Source organism: Pseudomonas sp. B6001 (genome assembly GCF_013386015.1).
Classification (GTDB): domain Bacteria; phylum Pseudomonadota; class Gammaproteobacteria; order Pseudomonadales; family Pseudomonadaceae; genus Aquipseudomonas.
On sequence record NZ_JACAOX010000007.1, the window covers coordinates 89775 to 108620 of the forward strand.

The window sequence follows — 18846 nt, forward strand, 5'->3', positions numbered from 1 at the left end:
CAAGACCAAGTGATGCCCATCGGTGAGCCATCTTTTAATCGTGGACGATGACCTCGAGGTCCTCGCCCTGCTGAAGAAATTCTTCCTGCAACATGGCTACACGGTCGAGACCGCCGCCAATGGCGCCGAGCTGTGGGCGGCCATGGAGCGTACACCTGCCGACCTGATCATCCTCGACCTGATGCTGCCGGGGGATAACGGCCTGTTGCTGTGCCAGCGCCTGCGCCAGCAATACGCAACACCGGTGATCATGCTGACCGCCATGGGCGAACTGAGTGATCGCGTGGTGGGCCTGGAAATGGGCGCCGATGATTACCTGAGCAAACCTTTCGATGCCCGTGAATTACTTGCCCGGGTGCGCGCCGTACTGCGTCGGGCGGGTGAAAACCGGCCGACGTTGGGCGACGTGTCGCGCCCGCTGATTCGTTTCGCCGGCTGGCAACTGGACCTGACGCGCCGTGAGTTGCGCTCGCCGGACCAGGTGATGATCCCGTTGTCGTCCGGGGAGTTCGACCTGCTGCTGGTGTTCGTCGAACACCCGCAGCGCGTGCTCACCCGCGAGCAATTGCTGAACCTGGCGCGGGGCCATAGCCACGACGCCTTCGACCGCAGCATCGACGTACAGGTCAGCCGCCTGCGACGCAAGCTGGAGTTCGACACCAAGCGCCCGGCGATGATTCGTACCGTGCGCAACGGTGGTTACCAGTTCACCGTCGCGGTGACCCGCTCATGAGCCGCTTCAAACCTCGGGACACCGTGGCCCGCTGGATTGCCCTGACCATCCTGATTGCGATGCTCACTGCGCTGGCCTTCAATGCGCTGTTTGTGCAACTGGCTGGCGTTTGGGCCAGGCCGCCGTTGGGTGAAACCGGCCTGTTGGAGAAGGTCGCGGTGATCGTGCGGATGATCGAAGCGGCAGAGCCGTCCCAGCGCGCGCAACTGACTCGGGCAGTGGCCGATGACAGCTTCAATGTGAGTTGGTCGGCCACCCGCACAGGCATTGATGTGCCGGTTCTGGAAGACCCGGGGTTTCACTCCGACCAGGTGTTCAAGCAGCTGCTCAAGGGGCCGGAGCGGCGAATGGAAGCCTACGAACCGTCCGACTGGCCTGGCCCCGGCGGGCGCTATGCGCTGGTGGTGCAACTGGTGGATGAATCCTGGCTGATGTTCAGCGCGCCGTCGCGCAGCTGGGGCCTGGCGGAAGGCCCGCGAAGCCTGATCGTGCTGATGCTGGTACTGATTTCCACCGCGCTGGTCACGCTGATCGCCACCCGGCGCCTGGCCCGGCCGCTGCAGTATTTCGCCCAGGGTGTGCGACGTTTCGGCGCCGACTTTCGTGCGCCGCCTATCGAGCCGGTCGGCCCCCAGGAAATCCGCCAGGCGATTCTCGCGTTCAACGGCATGCAGGCGCAGTTGCAGCACTTCATCCAGGACCGCACCCAGATGCTCGCCGCGATTTCCCATGACCTGCGTGCGCCGCTGACCCGCCTGCGCCTGCGGGGGGAATTCATCGAAGATGCCGACCAGCAGCACCGCCTGTTCCGGGATGTCGACGAGATGCAGGCGATGATCAACACCGCGCTGGAATTCTTTCGCGACGATGCGCGCCTGGAACAGGCCACCCAACTGGACCTTGCGGAGTTGCTGCAAACGCTGATTGACGACTACCGCGATCAGTCCATCGACATCGGCTTCAATGGCCCGCCACGGCTGGTGTATTTCGGTCGTCCGCTGGGGCTCAAGCGAGTGATGACCAACCTGATGGACAATGCGATCCACTACGGGCTGGCGCCGCAGATTGAGCTGCAACAGAGCCCGGGAAGGGTGACGGTGCGGGTGCTGGACCGTGGCCCGGGCATCCCGCAGGAGCAGCATGAGCAGGTATTCCTGCCGTTCTTTCGTCTGGAAGGTTCACGCAATAAAAGTACCGGGGGTGTCGGTTTGGGACTCTCCACGGCACGGGCGATCGTCCTGGAACACGGTGGAACGCTGACCCTGGAAAATCGCCCGTGCGGCGGGTTGGCCGCCGTGGTGGTGTTGCCGGTTTAGGAAGGCTTAAACCCTCACGGCAAATTGCCTTTTCCCAGATCAGTCAGATTACCGCTATTCGACTGAAAAATTTGCTGGTTGGAGCTGCTACGCGAGGGCTCATCGTTTGGTTTGAGGGCCGGCTGAACAGGTTGGACGGGTTGAGTGGCTTGAGGCGAATGAGTGGGTTGATTGAAGGATTGGATATGGAAAGCGCTGCCAATGATTGGAAAGGACATAGATGTTGGCTCTCATTAGAAAGGACGTGAAGTGTGCGCATTCACCTCCCTTTGAGTGCGTCCTGATCAGTGGCCCTGGCCCGGTCCGGCGTTCCGGGCCTTTGGGTTTCCATATGCTTCGCCGTCTCGATGAGGCGCCGTTTCAAGCCGGCTTGGGCACCGTAAACCGAAATTCGCTGCCTCGCCCCAACTCACTCTCAGCCTCGATCCGCCCGCCGTGAGCCTGCACGATGCCTTGGGTGATGTACAAGCCCAGGCCGCTGCCGGTGGGATTGTTTTCGGTTTGCGTCCAGTAGCGATCAAACACGTGAGGCAACTGATCAGGGGCGATCCCTTCGCCGGAGTCACGCACCGAAAACACAATCTCTTCGCCATTGCTCAACGCACTGATGCCGATATTGCCCTGGCGCGGGGTGAACTTGATGGCGTTGCCGATCAGGTTCGACAGCACCTGGAACAACCGTTCCGGGTCGGCATGGATTTGCAGCCCGGGTTCGGCATTGAAGGACAGGTCGATGCCCTTTTCCATCGCCAGGGGCGCGAGCAGTGAATAGGCCTCCTCGAACATCTGGCTCACGTCCAGGGCCACCGGCTTGACGGTGTAGCGCCCGGCTTCGATCTTCGAGGTGTCGAGCAAATCTTCCAGCAGCACATTCATGCGCCCAGCGGCTTGTTGCATGGTATCGATGGCCGAGGAAATCCGTCGCGAGGTGTGTGGGCCATCGGAACTGAAGGCCTTTTGCATCATGCCGCAGAGCATCGAGATCACCGTCATCGGGTTGCGCAGGTCGTGGGAAACCACCGCCACCAGTTCATCCCGGGCGCGCACCGCCTGTTGTTCACGCAGCACCTGGCGGGCCAGGTCATTTTCCAGGGCCGAGCGGCGCAGGTCGTTGGCGGCGAAGCGGTCACCGTGGCTCCATTTGGTGGAAATGCCGGCCATCTCCACCTTCCAGATTTCAAACGAGGTGCGTGGGCGAAGGTGCAGGCCCGCGTCGGTGCTTTCCAGGTCCAGGGGTTTGTTCGGGTCGCCGCTCCAGTTGATGTTTTCCTTCACTTCGGGACGAAACCACAACACGCCGTTGTCCACCGGCTTGGGCAAGCTCATGGCCAGCACGCCACTGGCTACGTGCTGGTATTCAGCCGCCGGCGGGTAAACCGAGGCCAGGTTATGGCTGGCAAACACCGGCTGCCCGGTCTCTTGCAGCCACTTGTGCAGGGCGCGAATCTGCGCAGGTTCCGGGCAATTGCCGTAACGGTGCAGTTGCTTGTCTTCGATGATCGCCACACCGCCTGCGAGGGTCAGGTCCATCAGCAATTGCGGACGCTGCGCCAAGCCATCGAAGACGTTTGCGGGCGAGGCCTGCATGGCCTGGCTGAGCAGGGCCAGGGCCTCGACTTTTTCTTCGCGCTGGCGGCTTAGGTCCAGGGCCTCCATGGCGCTGATCTGCAACGACAGCACCTGGCCGATGGTCTGGCACGCGGTGCGCAAATCATTGGGCACCAGCAGCGGCTGGCGGTTGCCGCAACTGATCAGGCCCCAGAGTTTGTCGCCGGCCATCAGGGAGATGCTCATGGACGACAGCACCCCCATGTTTTTCATGTACTGGCAGTGAATCGGCGACACGCTGCGCAGGGTGGCGAAGCTCAGGTCCAGGGGCTGGCCGGTGTCCGGGCGCAACCTGGGCACCAGCGGCACTGCCTCATAATCGGCATTGGGGATGATCCGCAGCCAATTGGTGCGGTACAGCTCCCGGGCTTGTTCGGGGATGTCAGACGCCGGGAAGAACAGGCCGTTGAACAATTCCATCGACGGGGCGGACGCTTCGGCGATCACCTGGCCGTGGCCTTCCTCTTCGAAACGATAAATCAGCACCCGGTCGTAGCCGGTCATGGCCTGGATTTCGTTGACGCTGATTTCATACAACGCTTGCAGGGTTTTCGCCGCCTGCAGGCGTTGAAGCATCTTGCCCAGGTTGCTGGTCCGGCCATTGAGTGCCCGCGGCTGGAAGTCCTTGAGCCGTGGTTCGAACTCCAGCACCAGCACATCCTGATGGCGGTGCAGCAAGCCTTCGAACTCGGCGCCGTTGAGGGTCATGTGCAGCGGTGCGGCGTCGAAAAAGCTGTTTTGCGTGACCATGGCCCGGACGGCTTCGGCATGTTCAATGCCGATCAATGTGTGCAGCGGCTGGCCCAGCAGGGATTCCGGTGAGTGGTTGAACAGTTCGGCTACGTTGGCGCTCACCTGCACGATATGCAGGTCCGGCTCGGACAGGGTCAGCAGCGCACCGTGGGGCTGGATGGCCCCCGGGAAGCGGATGGGTTCGTCTGCACAGTTGGCAAGCAACTCTTCAAAATCTTCGGGTTTCATAGCAGTACCTCCTGGCTGTCGAGCCATTGCTCAAAGCAGCTGAATGTCGAGCGGGCCGCGTTCACGGCGCGCAGTTTGGCGTGCGCATCGAGGGGCACATGGCTCAGGTAGTCGAGAAAGTCTTTCCAGCGCCGACCGGTTTCAGCGCCGTACACGTTGAGAAACGCGCCGCCGTTGTCGGCATCCAGTCCCAGGCGCTGGGCCATTTCCCGGCGCAGGATTTGCCCGCCCAGGGTGGCGCCTTCCAACACATACAGCGCGCCCAGGCAGGCGGCCGGCGTGTCGAGGAGCGGTAGCGACATGCAATGGGGAAGGGCGGCGATGGCTCGGGCGTCCAGGCCCAGAGCGTGAAGATCCGTCAGCAAGGTGGGAGCTTTGCGACGCAGCACCTGATCAAACCCCACGGGTATCAAGCCGCTGTCGTGCAGCGTCGTTTCCAGAGGGTTGTAGAACCCGTAATAGGCCTGGAGCAGGCGTTTATACCGAGTGTGATCGAGCTGCGGGGAGAAAAACGGCAAGCGCTTTTCCAGGGCGACGTGCAGTAAAGCGGTACCCGAGCGCAGGGCTTCAAGTACAGGGGGCGCACCAACGTCATGGGCCTGTGAATGCATTCAGTAAACTCGAACTGGGGGCCTGCTGGCCATGTAAGGTTGCTTAATAACTGACCGCAGGAGTCGCCGTGAAGTTCGCCTTGGCTGATATCGCGATGCTATCAGTGCATGGGCGAACCCTGCACCAGGGCCGACTGCACGCAGTCGATCAGGCGCTTGGTGGTCCACGGCTTGGGCAGGAACCGCACGGTGCTGCCCAACTGCGAGGCCATTGCGGTGTTGCCCGAGGTCAGCACCACCGGCAGCGTCGGCCAGCGATGGGCGACTACTTTGCTCAAGTCGTAGCCATTGAGCAGGCCGGGCATCTGGATATCGCTGACAATCAAGTCTACCGGATCACTGGCTCGTTCAAGAAAAATCATTCCTTCGTCTGCGGACGGGAACGAGGTCACCACCGCGCCGAAATCCTCCAGTACATCTACCATCAACGAGCGAATGATTTCGTCGTCTTCCAGCACCAATATCGATGGCTGAGCCATGATCCTTACTCCACCATCCGGGTTAAGTAAGGTGGAGTGGGGCGCCGTCGATTAGGTTCGATTGGATGTTTTTTTTGCGATGGGTGGTCATTTGGTTGTCTTTGAATTGCGTCAGGGCAGGGCGCTCCACTGGCGAAACCTGCTAGAAGCGTTCATCCAGCAGCGCCGGCAACGTCAGCTCCTTGACGAAACTGGCGCCGGACAGGCTCAAGACCATACGCACCACCTGCACCACGTCATGCACCGGAATCAATTGGCCCTCACCGCGCTGTTCGGCCTGGGTGCGTGAGGTGCTCAAGGAATCTTCGGTATTCAGATAGCCCAGGTTCAGGCAAGTGACGCCCAGGCGCTGCTGGCGATAGCCTTCACGCAGCGCATCGGCGATGCCGCGCAAGGCGAATTTCGAGGCGCCGAACGCCACTTCGGGCCGGCCGCTCTGGGGCAGTCCCGAGGTCGAGCCTGTGAGGATGATGCGCGGCTGTGGGCTCTTCAATAACACCGGCAGCAGCCGCTTGATCAACAACAGCGGTGCGGTGATGTTGCAACTGACGATGGCTTCCAGTTGCGTGTCCTCGTCGGTGAGATAGCTGTACGCCGGATCAAACGCCCGCGCCTCCCAGATGCCCAGGTTATAGATCAGTGTGTCCAGCCCGCCTGCCGCCACCGCCTGCTCGATGACGTGCGCCGCTTGGCCAGGCACGCCAAGGTCTGCTTCCACCCAGCGCACCTCGGCGCCAGTGCTGCACGTCAAGGGATCAGGGCGACTGCGGGACACCCCGATCAGCGTATCCCCAACCCCGCCCAGCCCTTCCATCAAGGCCCTGCCCAATCCTTTGCTTGCACCGACCACCATGGTTTTCATCGCTTGTCTCCTGAACCGCTGTGCCGAGAGGAGCGGGCATGCAAGCAGAGTGGTGGGGTGATATCAATTGAGTGGCTGTTTCCAGATGTTAATCTCAGGTGTTTCAACGATCCCGGGTTGCCTCATGCTCACTGTTATCCGACTTGCCGCCGCACCCGACGCAGTGTGTTTACCTGCAATAGAGCGCAGTGCGGCCCAGTCCTTTCGTGCGATCGAATCCTTGAGCTGGCTGGCCGATGCCGAGGTCATGAGTGTTGAACGTCATCTGCAGTTGATCGCGTGGGGTACGTGTTGGGTGGCGGTGGATGCTGCTGGCCAGGTCCAGGGTTTTCTCAGTGCACAGATGCTTGATGACGACCTGCACATCCATGAACTGTCGGTGGCGCAGGTCATGCAGGGCCGTGGCGCAGGGCGGCAATTGCTTGAGGTCGTGATGAATGAGGCTCGCTCGCGCCGGTTGCGGGCAGTCACCTTGACCACATTTTGCGACGTGCCCTGGAACAGCCCGTTTTATCAGCGGCTGGGATTTGAGCAAGCACATTCGCTGGCGCCGGATCATCGTTTGGCAGAGGCTCTGCGTGAGGAGTATCGTCACGGTTTTGCGCCGGGCAGTCGCTGTGCCATGTCATGGCAAGTCCCCAGCTGAACCGGCACAACGGATGGAAAGTTACCCATGAAGTACGTCGTATTATTCAGCCTCGCCCTGATTGCCGGTCTCGTCAGCCTGCCGGCAGCGGCGGCGGGAGACGCCGAAGCCGGTGGAAAGTTATTCAGCAAAACCTGCGGCGGTTGCCATAGCGTCGGCGAAAATGCCCGGGGCGGTTTCGGGCCGCAGCTCAACGGCATCATTGGCCGCCCGGCCGGCACGACCACTGATTACCAGTATTCAGATGCGATGAAGAATTCAGGCGTGGTCTGGACGCGGGACAAGCTGGCCGCCTACATCGAGGCACCGAAAAAGGTCGTGAGCGGCACTCGGATGATTTTCTGGGGGATCAGCGACCAGGAGAAGATCGATAACCTGCTGGCGTACCTTGCGACGTTCCAGGCGCAGTAATTCACATTGATTGACGGCACGCGTCCCGATAATGCCTCGGGGCCTTTCCTGTCACTCGCTTGAAGGCGTTGCTGAACGCACTTTCAGAACCGTACCCCAACGACTGCGCTAACACGCCCACTGACAGATTCCCCTCGCGCAACGCTCGTTGCGCAAGGCGCATGCGCCACTCGGTCAGGTACGCCAACGGTGGTACCCCGGCAACGCTCTTGAAGTAGTGCGAAAAGGTGGTGCGCGACATCGCAGCCGCCGTAGCCAGGTCTTCCAGTGTCCAGGCACGCCCCGGCTCGCTGTGCATCAAGCGCAGCGCGGGGGCCAGGCGCTTGTCGCTGACCGTGCGCAGCCAGCCTTCGGGTAATACGCCCGAGGTCTCGACATAGGCCCGCAGGATCTGGATAAACATCAACTGCGCCAGTTGCGCCGACGCCAAGCTTGCCCCGAGCAAATTGGCTTGCCCCTCATGTGCCAACTGGCCGAGTAGCCATTGCACGATTGTCGCTTGCGGCGACGTGGCTCGCACGTGGATCAGGGGCGGCAGCGCGTTGGCCAGCAGGCCGCCACTCTCCGGGTCCAGTTGCACGTAGCCGCCGATTTGCACACAGCCCTGGCCGTCACCGATTTGCGGGAAGCGGCCGGCGTCAGCGAATAATTGCCGCGCTTCCAAAGGCGCGACCGACACATCGCCTGCAAGCACAAACGAGCGTTGCGCACACAGCAGGAACACATCGCCCGCCTCAATCAACACCGGCGCCAGTTCGCCATCCATCCACAACCAGCACTGCCCCTTCACCACCCCGAAAAACTTGATCTTGTCCGGCGCGGGAAAACGCAGGGCCCAGGCGCCGCCCGCGCTGAAGCCGCCGGTCATCACCGATTGGGCATTCACGAACGTCAGAATCTCGGAAAACGGGTCGCTGGGCATATTCGTACTTTTACGCATGTAAACGGGATGTTCGAGTATTCAGAGTACGGCTTTCGAGGGGTAGCGTGTTAACCACACGTCCAATGGAGACTCTGTCATGCCCACAGTACAAAAACCGATCCACAGCGGCTATGGAGCAGCAACCACCGTCGCCGAAGTCATCCGGGGCGTCGATCTCTCGGGCAAGGTGGCGATTGTCACGGGCGGCTACTCCGGCATTGGCCTGGTCACCGCCCGTACCCTGACTGCCGCGGGCGCCCGCGTGATCGTCCCGGCCCGTGACCTGGCCAAGGCACGCGCCGTCCTCAAACCTTACCCACAGCTGCAACTTGAACCCCTGGACTTGATGGACGCCCAGTCCATCGAACAGTTTGCCGAGCGCTTTCTGGCGACAGGCTGCCCGCTGCACCTGCTGATCAATAACGCGGGCATCATGGCGCCGCCGCTGAGCCGCAATGCCCAGGGCTACGAATCTCAGTTCGCGACCAACCATCTCGGGCATTTCCTGCTTACCCAGCGCTTGTGGCCGGCCTTGCAGCGCGCCGAAGGTGCACGGGTGGTGACGCTGTCCTCACGGGGGCATGTGCACGGCGCCGTCGACTTTGACGACTGGAATTTCGAGCGCCAGGCCTACGATCCATGGAGGGCCTACGGTCAGTCCAAGACTGCCAATGCGCTGTTCGCCGTGCATCTGGATACGCTCGGTGCGGCGAGTGGGGTAAGGGCTTTTGCGGTGCATCCCGGTGGAATCATTACCGATCTGGTGCGGCACATGAAGCCTGAAGTCTTGCAGGCATCAGGCTATGTCGACGAGCACGGGAAACCGGTGATCGACCCTGAGCGGAACATGAAAACCCCGGAGCAAGGCGCGGCCACCAGTGTGTGGTGCGCGGTGAGTGGGCAGTTGGCGGGAATGGGCGGGGTCTATTGCGAGAACTGTGATGTGGCGGCGGCAGTGAGTGCGGAATCGGAAGAGCAGTTGGGTGTCAGGCCGTGGGCGGTGGATACCGGGTTGGCGCAGCGGCTGTGGATACTTAGCGAGCAGCTTGTCGCAGGGCGATAGGCCGCAGTGTGGGGTCAGCTCACTGACCCCATCGGCCCATCAAGAACCCTGCGGCGTTTCTCCGCGCGCCAAACGCGCATTGATATCGTCGATCACCGCCGGCAGTTCGACGATGGTGTCGATCAGGTAATGCGGCCGCGAGCCCTCGAACATCTGTGTAATGCGCGCACGCTCCAGCGCCAGCTCAGCAGCAGGCAGCGCCTTGTATTGCTCGTAGGTCAAACCCAGTGCGTTGCCGGAACAGGTCAACGCCACCGTCCACATGCCGGCGCTACGGCCTTCCAGGATCCCCGGCCAGGTGTCGTCGACCTTCACGCACGCGGCCACATCGCTGACCCCCAGGGCAATCACGTTGGCCAGTGCCTGCGCCGGATGCGGGCGCCCGTTGGGCACTTCGTCGGTCGCCACCACATGGTCGGCGACGTAGCCGTTCTGTCGCGCCAGCTCGACCACCTTGGCCATCACCACCGCCGGGTACCCGGAGCAGGAGCCAATCTTCAAGCCCTGCGCGCGCAGGGTGTTGATCGCCTCAAGGGCGCCGGGAATGACCGCCGAATGCAGCGCAATTTTCTCGATCTGCAACGGCATGAAGCGCTCATACAGTGCGGTGACATCCTCGTCAGTCGGCAAGCGATCAAATACCGCCCGATAACGCTCGGCAATCTGTGGCAGGTTGCACAAGGTGCGGATGTGATCCCACTTGCCCATGCCCATCGGGCCGCGGGCTTCCTCCAGGGAAACGGCGACGCCGAACTCGCCGAACGCCTCGACAAAAATCTGCGTGGGGGCGAAGGAACCGAAGTCGACGACGGTGCCGGCCCAGTCCAGGACCACGGCTTGCAGCTTGGAAGGTTGTTGGTAGTGCATGGCAAGTCTCCATTTTCAGGTGTGAGCAGGCCGTCCCTCTCTCAAAGAAGAGGTAATCGCCTGGTGAGGGTTTAAACGGTCAAGACGATCAGGTGGCCGGGATCGGGCTGGCCTCGAATAGCTCGGCGATCATCGGTCGGTTGCGGCGGATGCCCAGGCAACACAAGTGGTAGTCGATGAAAAACGGATGGTCGACGAAGGTGATCGGCGTGGTGCCCGGGGTTTCGGCGTATTCCACGGCAGACACAAAGCCGATGCCGATGCCCTTGGTGATCGCGTGCACAATGGCTTCGCGACTGTTCAGCTGCATCACGCAGTTCACGGCGATGCCCTGGCGCTTGCAGCTTTCTTCCACCAGTTGCCGGGTGCGTGAGCTTTTCTCGCGCATCACCCACTTTTCGCGGCTGATCTGTTCCACGTGCACCTCTTTCTGCCGGGCCCACGGGTGGTCATCGCGCACCACCGCAATAATCGGATAGCGCCGGTACAGCTGGGTATCGAAGCGCTGGTCGAACTCCGAAAGGGCCAGGATCGCCACGTCGATATCGAAGTTGAAGAGCCGGTCCAGGGTTTCCTTTTCCGGGGAAAACGAGGTTTCCAGTTCGATGTCCGGGTGGCGCTGCATCAGCTCGTAGGTCAGGTTCATCGCGATCGGCGGCGACACCGCGCCCAGGCGCAGCAGTCCGGTCTTGCGCTGCTTGAAACTCTGCAACAGTTGCATGGCTTCATCCTCCTGGCCGAACAGCCCCTGGGTGATCCCGTAAAGGGTGTGCCCGGCGGCACTCATCTCGATAAACCGCCCGCGACGGTGGAACAGCTCCACCGAGAACTGCTTCTCCAGCCCGTTGACCTGCTCGCTGACCGTCGGCTGGCCGACGCTCAGGTATTCGGCGGCGAGGGTGAAACTGCCGGTCTTCGCCACCGCATGAAACGAGCGCAGCCACTTGTGGTACTGGTACATAACGAGTCCTGTTCCTGAGGTCCGCCGGGCCGGTCATCAACGTCGGATAAACAACGCCACCGCTGCGCTGCACAGGCAGGCCGAGGTCACGACGATGAAGATCAGCGAGGTATTGCCGGTACTGTCGAGCATACTGCCGATCAGCGGTTCCGCCAGGCCGGCGAACAGATAGGATGAGAAATTCATCACGCCCGTGGCCGTACCCGCACGCTTGGCGCCGACCAGGTCCGGGCACAGCGCCCAGAAACTCGACGCCGGGCCATACACGAAGAACCCGCAGAGGAACAACGCTACCAGGCCGATTGCGCTGTGGGGCGGCAAACTCCACATCCACAGGCTGGTGGCGGCGCCGAGGAACATGTAGAGCATGATCGCCAGGTAGCGTTTGGAGCCGAACAGCTTGTCCGAGACCCAGCCGTTGCTCAGGGCGCCGATGGCCATGCCCACCGGCAGGGCCACGGTGATCCACTTGGGGTCGATCATGCTGTCGCCGCTTTTCCAGTTGGCCCCGAGGAAGTGCACCGGCACCCAGACGATCAGGCCGTAGCGGGCGGCGTTCTGGAAACCCAGGGAGATCGCGGCGATGATCAGCCGCGGATTTTTCAGCACCGCCTTGTAGCGCTGCGCCGAGGATTCGACTTCGCCGTGGGCCACTTCATGATTCTTGTCTTCGGCATTCGCCACGCCAGTATCGGCCAGGGGCTCGAAGCCCATGTCTTGAGGCCGCTCGCGGGCCACCAGGTAGAAAATAATGCCGCCCGCCAACATCAACAGCACCGGCAGGCGGAAGATCCAGCGCCATTCCAGTTGGAACACTTCCAGCACCACGATGGAGGTGACGTACGACAGGACCGAGGCGCACCCGGCCGCGAACACATAAAAGCCATACACCTTGCCGCGCTCGCCGGCGCTCCACCAATTGGAAATCAGCCGGCTGCCGGGTGCCCAGCCGAGGGCCTGGAAGTAACCGTTGATGCCCCACGGCAGGATCAGCCCGGCAAAGCCGCTGGCGAAACTGGTGACCCAGTTGGCCGCGCAGGACAGCACCGCGCCCAGGGTCATGATGCGGCGGCCGCCGAACTTGTCGGCGAGGTTGCCGTTGATCGCCTGGCCAATCGCGTAGGCCCAAAGCATCGCCGCGGAGGCCCAGCCGAGGGTTTCCTTGGTCAGGCCGAACTCGGCCTGGATCCCGGGGATGGCAAAGCCGAAGGTCTGGCGGCCGGTGTAGAAAAACAGATAACAAAACATCGCCGCCAGCAGCATGCGCCACTGGGCTACGCGAAACGATGAGGTACGGACGGCAGGAACAGGCAGCACATGTGCACGATTCATGATGTTTTCCTTATTGTTATTCGCCCCGGCGACCGCAGCCGCTGGGGGGCACTCTTGATAGGTGCAACAGGAAACGACTGAATTACGGTGAGTCTAGGCCGCTTGCGCGCCGATGAAATTCTTGCCGCGTGCGCCTTGCAGGGCGAAGCGGATCATCGCCTCGGCCTCGGTGGCATTCACGCCGTAGTCGGCAAATTCGGTCTTCACGTCCAGGCTGTGGAGGAAGTCGCGCAGCTGCGCCTGGGCCTGCTGCAGGTCGGTGCCGAATACCCGTTGCAGGGTGCGGTCCCGCGCGGCGTCGTGCCCCCATGCCAGGCCCAGTACCAGCGGCAAAGTGAAGGAACAGGCGATGCCATGGGGCAGGCCGTGGTGCAGAGTCATCTCATAAGAGATGGAGTGGGCGAGGGCGGTCTTGGTGTTGGAAAAAGCCAGGCCGGCTTTCAGCGCCGCCAAGGCCATGCGCGAGCGCAATTCCTGGTTGCCGAGGTCACGCCGCAAGCGCGGCAGGCATTCCAGGATGTCTTCGATGGCGGAGATGGCGAAGGTGTCCGAGACCGGGTTGGCGTTGACGTTCCAGATCGATTCCAGCGCATGGGACAAGGCATCCAGCCCGGTGGACACCGTGACCCCGGCCGGCACCGTCAGCATCAACTGCGGGTCGATGATCGCCACTGTCGGCCAGGTGCAGTCCAGGTGCAGCGAATACTTCTTGAGGCTGGCGGAGTCCCAGATCGTCGCCCATGGCGTGACTTCGCTGCCGGTGCCGGCGGTGGTCGGTGCGGCAATCAACAGCTTGTGGCGGGCCGGCGCGAAAGGTTTACCGGTGGCCAGCAACGCCAGCAGCTCGTCGAAATCCCCGGACTCGGTCCCGACGATCAGGGCCTTTGCCGTATCAATTGCACTGCCACCGCCGACGGCGACCACCACCTGGCAGTCACCGGCCTGCAGCCAGAAACGCTCGTAGGTGTCGCGCAGTTGGGCCACGTCAGGGTTGGGCTGTACGTCTTCAATGACGTACACCAGGCGCTCACCCAGCAGGGCCTGGATGCGGTCTACCAAACCGAGCCCGCGGGCTTCGGGAAAGGTCACGAGGGCGACGGTCTGGCCTTCGGTAAGAGCGGCGAGTTCTTGCAGGCAGCCCCAGCCGAAGCGGGTGTCTACCGGGTTGTGGAAGCGGGCAGTCATGGCGGGTTCCTGGTTTTTGTTATTGGAAGTGCCGCCATAGTCGGGGAGGGTGAGGTGGACCTCAAATCGATAGATTGTGGGGATGGATTGGCTGGGCCGATAGTACAGCCCAACCGTCAGGTGACTTCAGCGCACGTTCCGGAACAACATCAATCGCGCACTCTCATGCAGGCCACGGGTCAGCCCCTGCAACCGCTCAAACTCCTCGGGATACTGCTGAGCCACATTGTCCCTCGGCGTTTGCGACGCCAGGTCATGCAGGGTCGGCGAGCTGCCGTCGTGCTCCATTTGCAGCAGGAAGTCCTTGGTCACGCCGCCGATCAGCGGGAACGTGCCCTCGCGCAATACCAGCGGCACCACGCGCTCGCCTTCCGGCGCAGGTTGCTGGATATCCCGGCCCATCGCGCCATTGCGGAACGGTATGCCCGCCATGCCGGCCACGGTCGGCAGCAGGTCCGCCAGGCCGACGGCTTCTTCGATCACCCGGGGTTGCAGGCCGGGCGCGTGGATCATCATCGGCACGTTGTTGCTTTCCAGCCCAAGCTGCTCGAATGCCGGCGCCATGTGCGGAATCTGGCTGATTCGGGTGTTGTGGTCGCCGAAAAACACGAAGATGGTGTTGTCGTAGTAACCGCCAGCCTTGGCGATTTCCATCAGGCGGCCGATGTTGAAGTCCAGCAGGCGCACGGCGTTGTACTGCTCGACGCTGCGGCTGCCTGCGGCCTGGACTTGTTCCACGGTGAGGTCATGCACCTTGAAGCCATCGTTGGTCTTGGGGATGGTGAACGGGCGGTGATTGCCGGAGGTTTGCAGGTAGGCGAAGAACGGTTGGTCCTTGGGGATGGCCCGCAGCAGTTCGTCGCCTTCCTTGAACAGGTCCAGATCCGAAACGCCCCACACGTCCACCCGTGGCGAGCGCCAGTGGCTTTCGTCATACAGCTTCACGCCGTCGATGCTCTGGCGGATCAAGGCGTTGATATTCGCCCAGCCGGCATTGCCGCCGATCATGTAGAGCTTCTGGTAGTCCTCGAACGCATTGATCAAGGTGTGTTGCCGGGTGATCAGCGGGTTGCGGGTCGCCGTCTCCTGGCGGGTAACGTCGGGCACGCCGGTGATGCTCGCCCACACGGTTTTGGCGGTGCCGGTGACGGGCACGTAGAAGTGTTTGAAGAACCAGCTTTCCTTCGCCAGCTTGTCGAGGTTCGGCGTGGGGTTCAGCGGGTTGCCATAGGCGCCCACGGCGCTGGTGCCGAGGGACTCGAGCATCACGAAGATCACGTTCGGCGGGCGCTCGCCCTTGAGCCGATAAGGCTGCACGGCTTGTTCACGGGCGAAGTTCAACTGCTCGGGGTCGGGCTGGCTGACCCCCAGATAATTCGCGACTTGCGGGTAATGCTCTCGCACCCGCGCCTCATCGAATTGCGACTGGCCGACCTTGAGGGTGTCGTACAGAAACAGCACCGGGTTGAGGCCCGCGGCGGCGATCTGGTTGTTGCCGGAAAAGAACGCGTCGCTCCAGCGCAGGGGCACGGGATTTTCGATATTGAGGTTGGCGACGCGGCCGAGCAGGGCCAGCAATACCGCGATCACGCCGACGGTGGCCACGGATGCGATGGCCAGCTTGCCAATGGGTTTGCGTTCGCCATCCAGGGTGATGCGTTCAAGGCGAACCAGGGCGTAGGTCCATAGGCCGACGGCGGCAAGCCAACTCAAGGTTATCCACAGCACCGGGTAGGTTTCCCACACCATCTGTTGTGAAATCTGCGCGTCTTCCAGGTAACGCAGCACCGTGGCGTTGATGCGCACACCGAGGTAGGCGTAGTGGCCGAAGTCGATGATGTACACCAGCCCGACGATGGCCAGCGCCAGCAGCAGATAACCCCGTGCCAGCCAGCGCAGGGCGGGGACAGTCACCAGGTTCCAGCGTGGCAGCCAGGCGAGCAGTGCCAGGGGCAACAGGATCAGCACCGCCAGGCGCAGGTCGAAACGCAGGCCGATGCCCACGGTTTCCAGCAGTGCGGGCTCCCTCAGGCCGACCCCGGAAAATCCCCATACAAACACCAGCCGCAGTGCCGCCAGCAACGCAAATACCAAACCGATCGCGCCCACGCCGTAGCGCAGGCGGCGCGAGTGCAACCATCCCATCATTGACCTCTGTGCAATTTTAAAAGAGGGCGCCAGGCAGCCATCGCCAGCATCCACAACCCGGCCACCAGGCAGTAGCCCGTCAGCAGTGGGTCGATCAGATAGTCCCAGTAGTTTTCCGAGGCCTTGAGCCGCAGCGCGAACGCCAGGGTGCCCGCCGCGAGCATCCACACCGCCAGCGTATTACGCAGCCAGAGCATCAACAGTGCTGCCGCGCCTATCAGCACGATCATCGGCCGAGGGTTGAAACCCCAGCGGTAGGGGTCAAAGTACGTCAGGCCCATCGTTGCCGGGTACAGCACCAGGCTCAGGATGCCAAACAGCAGCAGCACCTGGACCTTCAGCGGGCGCTGGAGCGGCTGCACCACACCCAACCGGCACAGGCTGACCCACGCCAGCAACACCAGGGTGCTGATGGCCAGGTCATCGGTGAAGCTGCGCACATACGCCGCCAACGGCAGTTCGTTGACCGGGATAAAACTCACCACCACCAACACCGGCAGCAGCCAGGGGCGCCAGGGTGTTGTGACGCGCAACAGGCTGAGCAGCACAAAACCCAACAGCACAAAACTCAAATGCGCTTGCCATACAGAAACCATCACAGGCGCTCCGACAGCCAGGCTTCGTTGAAGCTGACATGTTTGATAAAGGTGTTATTCCACGAGTACACCAGGTGGTACATGCCGTCCGGGCTGCGGCTGAAGTACGGGTACTCGTATTCGAAATCGCAGCCACGGGGCTTGCACACCCGGTAGTCCAGGTTGCTGAGGAAGCGTTGTTCCAGCGGCAGGCGCAGGGTGCCGCTGGAGGCGCGGAAGCCTTCGCCGATGATTTCCTTGTAGGCCTCGGGGGAGAACGGTTGGCCCAAGGGGTCGGGGGATTGATCCAGTTCCACCACGGTGCGCCACTGATTGAGCTTGGCATCGGTGCCGTACAGGCTGAGCTTGAAGCGGCCGTCCTGCAGGTCGTTGAGGGCCACGAGCAAACCGTCGCCTTCAGTGCTGACGGCTGCCAGCGAGGAGTTGGGATTGGACGGTTCCAATGGGTAAGGCTCGCTCCAGGTTTGGCCGGCGTCTTCGGTGCGACTGGCGAGGACTCGGTGATGGGTTTCGCCGGCGTAACGCAACATGGCGATGGCGCGTTGGCCGTCCTGCGGGACGATGGTCGGCTGCAGCGAGTTCTTCCCACGGCTGATACGGAATTTGTCGACCACCGCACCGTCGGGGCTCAAGTACAGGTACTCGGCGAATTTGCCCATGAACTCGTGGTACACCGGCAGGCCGATGGAACCGTCAGCGTGGAATACCGGTGCGGCGCGCACCAGCGTGCTGATATTGAAGAAAGGCGAGGTGATCAGTTGCCGAGGGGCCGACCAGTTCGTCCCGAGGTCATCCGAGACCATCACGTTGATCGCGCTGGTGGCCCAGCCGCCTACCGACACCGAAACGTAGAACATCCACAGGCGATTGTCCGGTGCCAGGGCGATCACCGGGTTGCCCAGCTTGCGGATGTAGCGGTGCGTGCCGTCGCGCGTGCTTTCGCGGGTGGCCAATACGTGCTCCGGGCCCCACTCGGCACTTTTCGCGTCAAAGCGCGCGGTGCGCACCTGCACATCGGCGGCGCCCTCGCGGGAACCGGCAAACCACACGGCCATCAGGTCGCCGCCGGGCAGGGCGGTGACCGAGGAGGAATGCACAAAGTCATTGAGCTGCGAGGAGACAAAGCGGCTGCTGTATTGCGGGGCGGCCTCTGTTGGCGAGCTGTCCTTGGGGCCTTGGGCAAACGGCGCCAATACGTGGGGCGGATGACTTTGCCAGGCAGCGAAAAACACCACCAGCAGACTGCAGATCATTAAAAGCGGGCGCATAGAGAACCTGTCGGGAAAAAGGATTACTGCGCACGGTCATCCGGCAGGCGCCTCCTGCGGCCGGTGAGCATGGATAACGGCAGGTTGTCCCGCACCTGGATACTTTCAAACAACGCCGCCAGCACATGCACGCCTACCAGGCCGGCCAGTACATTGGCGGCAGTTTCGTGCAACAGCAGCGGCCAATCGGCGCCCCACAGGGCGTCGACTTCCTGCATCAAAAAGCCACTGGCACCGATAGCCAGCAGCGCCAGCAACATCAGAATCATCACCAGCGCGCCAATGGGCGAATGGCCCAGGCGGTGCTGCGGCCGGCGGTTGAGCAGTGAACGCACATGGCCCATGAGCCGTTCCGGCGTTGGCCAGAAGTCCGCCCAGCGCGCGCTGCGCGGACCGACAAATCCCCACACCAACCGCACCAGCAACCAGGCCATGGCGTAATAGCCCAGCCATACGTGCCAGTCGTCGCCTGCTTCGTTGAAGAAGTAATTGGCCACAAAGACGCCGGCGATGGAGAGGTGAAACACCCTCACCACCGGGTCCCAGAGGCGCAGGGAGGTTGCTGGCATCAGCCCTTGATCTCTGTCTTCACGGCCTTGCCGGTGACTGGATCGTGGTAGATCTCGACCTTGCGCTTGTCCTTGTCAAAGCCATAGATCTCGTAGCAGTTGCCGTCAGTAACCTTGAACTTGCTGATCTCGTAGCCCTGGGCCTTGAGTTGCTCCTGAAAGGCCTTCTGGTCCTGCCATTGCGAGCGCTCGGCAGTGGTGCATTGCGGGCCGGCGAAGGCCATGGGGCTGGCGATAATCAGCGACAGCAAGAGAATTTTGCGCATGGAAGCACTCTCAGCAGATGTG

At 62.1% G+C, this 18846-nt stretch carries 19 protein-coding genes; 5 read left to right on the plus strand and 14 right to left on the minus strand.

Translation table 11 applies throughout. The annotated features are described in order from the left end of the window. The first annotated feature begins 22 nt into the window (after window positions 1-22). Window positions 23-733: a response regulator gene (locus HX821_RS09465; protein ID WP_023659139.1), complete on the plus strand. Its 711-nt coding sequence runs from the start codon at window positions 23-25 to the stop codon at window positions 731-733. Further along, window positions 730-2049 carry an ATP-binding protein gene (locus HX821_RS09470; RefSeq protein ID WP_003210366.1) on the plus strand — a complete coding sequence of 440 codons (1320 nt, stop codon included), beginning with the start codon at window positions 730-732 and terminating at the stop codon, window positions 2047-2049. Before HX821_RS09465 ends, HX821_RS09470 begins: the two co-directional genes overlap by 4 nt. Before the next feature lie 360 nt (window positions 2050-2409). Here HX821_RS09470 and HX821_RS09475 read toward each other — a convergent pair whose 3' ends face one another. The 4 genes from HX821_RS09475 to HX821_RS09490 all read right to left on the minus strand — a co-directional run bounded on the left by HX821_RS09475 (window position 2410) and on the right by HX821_RS09490 (window position 6590). Further along, on the minus strand, window positions 2410-4638 hold the full coding sequence (locus HX821_RS09475; protein WP_102605925.1) for an ATP-binding protein: 2229 nt from the start codon (window positions 4636-4638) through the stop codon (window positions 2410-2412). Continuing rightward, window positions 4635-5249, minus strand: a complete 615-nt coding sequence (locus tag HX821_RS09480; RefSeq protein ID WP_177035662.1) for a biliverdin-producing heme oxygenase — start codon at window positions 5247-5249, stop codon at window positions 4635-4637. The genes HX821_RS09475 and HX821_RS09480 overlap by 4 nt, the downstream gene beginning before the upstream one ends. A 101-nt stretch (window positions 5250-5350) precedes the next feature. Beyond that, a complete protein-coding gene (locus HX821_RS09485) occupies window positions 5351-5728 on the minus strand; it encodes a response regulator (protein WP_003210361.1) in 378 nt (125 codons plus the stop codon). A 142-nt stretch (window positions 5729-5870) separates the two neighbouring features. Then, a complete protein-coding gene (locus tag HX821_RS09490) occupies window positions 5871-6590 on the minus strand; it encodes an SDR family oxidoreductase (protein ID WP_008438472.1) in 720 nt (239 codons plus the stop codon). Between the two features lie 124 nt (window positions 6591-6714). Between HX821_RS09490 and HX821_RS09495 the strand changes: the two genes are divergently transcribed. Further along, window positions 6715-7236 carry a GNAT family N-acetyltransferase gene (locus tag HX821_RS09495; RefSeq protein WP_177035663.1) on the plus strand — a complete coding sequence of 174 codons (522 nt, stop codon included), beginning with the start codon at window positions 6715-6717 and terminating at the stop codon, window positions 7234-7236. 27 nt (window positions 7237-7263) lie between these two features. Beyond that, window positions 7264-7647 carry a cytochrome c family protein gene (locus HX821_RS09500; RefSeq protein WP_003210355.1) on the plus strand — a complete coding sequence of 128 codons (384 nt, stop codon included), beginning with the start codon at window positions 7264-7266 and terminating at the stop codon, window positions 7645-7647. Window position 7648: 1 nt separating this feature from the next. Here the strand turns inward: HX821_RS09500 and HX821_RS09505 are convergent, their stop codons facing one another. Then, window positions 7649-8587 carry an AraC family transcriptional regulator gene (locus HX821_RS09505; RefSeq protein ID WP_256348962.1) on the minus strand — a complete coding sequence of 313 codons (939 nt, stop codon included), beginning with the start codon at window positions 8585-8587 and terminating at the stop codon, window positions 7649-7651. A gap of 79 nt (window positions 8588-8666) precedes the next feature. On the opposite strand from HX821_RS09505, the gene HX821_RS09510 reads away from it, so the two are divergent. Beyond that, window positions 8667-9632 (plus strand): oxidoreductase, encoded by a 966-nt coding sequence (locus tag HX821_RS09510; RefSeq protein WP_177035664.1) that lies wholly within the window; start codon window positions 8667-8669, stop codon window positions 9630-9632. Window positions 9633-9671: 39 nt separating this feature from the next. On the opposite strand, the gene phnX is transcribed toward HX821_RS09510, so the two are convergent. The 9 genes from phnX to HX821_RS09555 all read right to left on the minus strand — a co-directional run bounded on the left by phnX (window position 9672) and on the right by HX821_RS09555 (window position 18824). Continuing rightward, window positions 9672-10499, minus strand: a complete 828-nt coding sequence (gene phnX, locus HX821_RS09515; RefSeq protein ID WP_177035665.1) for a phosphonoacetaldehyde hydrolase — start codon at window positions 10497-10499, stop codon at window positions 9672-9674. Window positions 10500-10587: 88 nt separating this feature from the next. Further along, complete coding sequence (locus HX821_RS09520; RefSeq protein WP_102368178.1) at window positions 10588-11460, minus strand: LysR substrate-binding domain-containing protein; 873 nt, start codon at window positions 11458-11460, stop codon at window positions 10588-10590. A gap of 36 nt (window positions 11461-11496) precedes the next feature. Further along, a complete protein-coding gene (locus HX821_RS09525) occupies window positions 11497-12792 on the minus strand; it encodes an MFS transporter (protein WP_003210345.1) in 1296 nt (431 codons plus the stop codon). A 93-nt stretch (window positions 12793-12885) separates the two neighbouring features. Next, window positions 12886-13977 carry an iron-containing alcohol dehydrogenase PsrA gene (psrA, locus tag HX821_RS09530; RefSeq protein WP_177035666.1) on the minus strand — a complete coding sequence of 364 codons (1092 nt, stop codon included), beginning with the start codon at window positions 13975-13977 and terminating at the stop codon, window positions 12886-12888. Window positions 13978-14103: 126 nt separating this feature from the next. Then, window positions 14104-16122: an LTA synthase family protein gene (locus HX821_RS09535; RefSeq protein ID WP_177035667.1), complete on the minus strand. Its 2019-nt coding sequence runs from the start codon at window positions 16120-16122 to the stop codon at window positions 14104-14106. Then, entirely contained in the window at window positions 16122-16721 is a 600-nt protein-coding gene (locus HX821_RS09540) for a hypothetical protein (RefSeq protein ID WP_087695143.1), read from the minus strand. Before HX821_RS09540 ends, HX821_RS09535 begins: the two co-directional genes overlap by 1 nt. Beyond that, window positions 16721-17989, minus strand: coding sequence for an exo-alpha-sialidase (locus HX821_RS09545; RefSeq protein WP_256344220.1), 1269 nt, complete (start codon window positions 17987-17989; stop codon window positions 16721-16723). Before HX821_RS09545 ends, HX821_RS09540 begins: the two co-directional genes overlap by 1 nt. Window positions 17990-18012: 23 nt before the next feature. Beyond that, entirely contained in the window at window positions 18013-18558 is a 546-nt protein-coding gene (locus HX821_RS09550; RefSeq protein WP_003210336.1) for a cytochrome b/b6 domain-containing protein, read from the minus strand. Then, a complete protein-coding gene (locus HX821_RS09555) occupies window positions 18558-18824 on the minus strand; it encodes a PepSY domain-containing protein (RefSeq protein WP_003210334.1) in 267 nt (88 codons plus the stop codon). Before HX821_RS09555 ends, HX821_RS09550 begins: the two co-directional genes overlap by 1 nt. Window positions 18825-18846 lie beyond the last annotated feature (22 nt).

Bases quoted from the DNA above. Each gene is read 5' to 3' on its own strand.
- HX821_RS09485 (WP_003210361.1), bottom strand. From the start codon at position 5,728: ATGGCTCAGCCATCGATATTGGTGCTGGAAGACGACGAAATCATTCGC.
- HX821_RS09495 (WP_177035663.1), top strand. From the start codon at position 6,715: ATGCTCACTGTTATCCGACTTGCCGCCGCACCCGACGCAGTGTGTTTA.
- phnX (WP_177035665.1), bottom strand. From the start codon at position 10,499: ATGCACTACCAACAACCTTCCAAGCTGCAAGCCGTGGTCCTGGACTGG.
- HX821_RS09510 (WP_177035664.1), top strand. From the start codon at position 8,667: ATGCCCACAGTACAAAAACCGATCCACAGCGGCTATGGAGCAGCAACC.
- HX821_RS09475 (WP_102605925.1), bottom strand. From the start codon at position 4,638: ATGAAACCCGAAGATTTTGAAGAGTTGCTTGCCAACTGTGCAGACGAA.
- HX821_RS09480 (WP_177035662.1), bottom strand. From the start codon at position 5,249: ATGCATTCACAGGCCCATGACGTTGGTGCGCCCCCTGTACTTGAAGCC.
- HX821_RS09550 (WP_003210336.1), bottom strand. From the start codon at position 18,558: ATGCCAGCAACCTCCCTGCGCCTCTGGGACCCGGTGGTGAGGGTGTTT.
- HX821_RS09540 (WP_087695143.1), bottom strand. From the start codon at position 16,721: ATGGTTTCTGTATGGCAAGCGCATTTGAGTTTTGTGCTGTTGGGTTTT.
- HX821_RS09500 (WP_003210355.1), top strand. From the start codon at position 7,264: ATGAAGTACGTCGTATTATTCAGCCTCGCCCTGATTGCCGGTCTCGTC.
- HX821_RS09535 (WP_177035667.1), bottom strand. From the start codon at position 16,122: ATGGGATGGTTGCACTCGCGCCGCCTGCGCTACGGCGTGGGCGCGATC.
- HX821_RS09545 (WP_256344220.1), bottom strand. From the start codon at position 17,989: ATGCGCCCGCTTTTAATGATCTGCAGTCTGCTGGTGGTGTTTTTCGCT.
- psrA (WP_177035666.1), bottom strand. From the start codon at position 13,977: ATGACTGCCCGCTTCCACAACCCGGTAGACACCCGCTTCGGCTGGGGC.
- HX821_RS09525 (WP_003210345.1), bottom strand. From the start codon at position 12,792: ATGAATCGTGCACATGTGCTGCCTGTTCCTGCCGTCCGTACCTCATCG.
- HX821_RS09490 (WP_008438472.1), bottom strand. From the start codon at position 6,590: ATGAAAACCATGGTGGTCGGTGCAAGCAAAGGATTGGGCAGGGCCTTG.
- HX821_RS09505 (WP_256348962.1), bottom strand. From the start codon at position 8,587: ATGCGTAAAAGTACGAATATGCCCAGCGACCCGTTTTCCGAGATTCTG.
- HX821_RS09520 (WP_102368178.1), bottom strand. From the start codon at position 11,460: ATGTACCAGTACCACAAGTGGCTGCGCTCGTTTCATGCGGTGGCGAAG.
- HX821_RS09470 (WP_003210366.1), top strand. From the start codon at position 730: ATGAGCCGCTTCAAACCTCGGGACACCGTGGCCCGCTGGATTGCCCTG.
- HX821_RS09555 (WP_003210334.1), bottom strand. From the start codon at position 18,824: ATGCGCAAAATTCTCTTGCTGTCGCTGATTATCGCCAGCCCCATGGCC.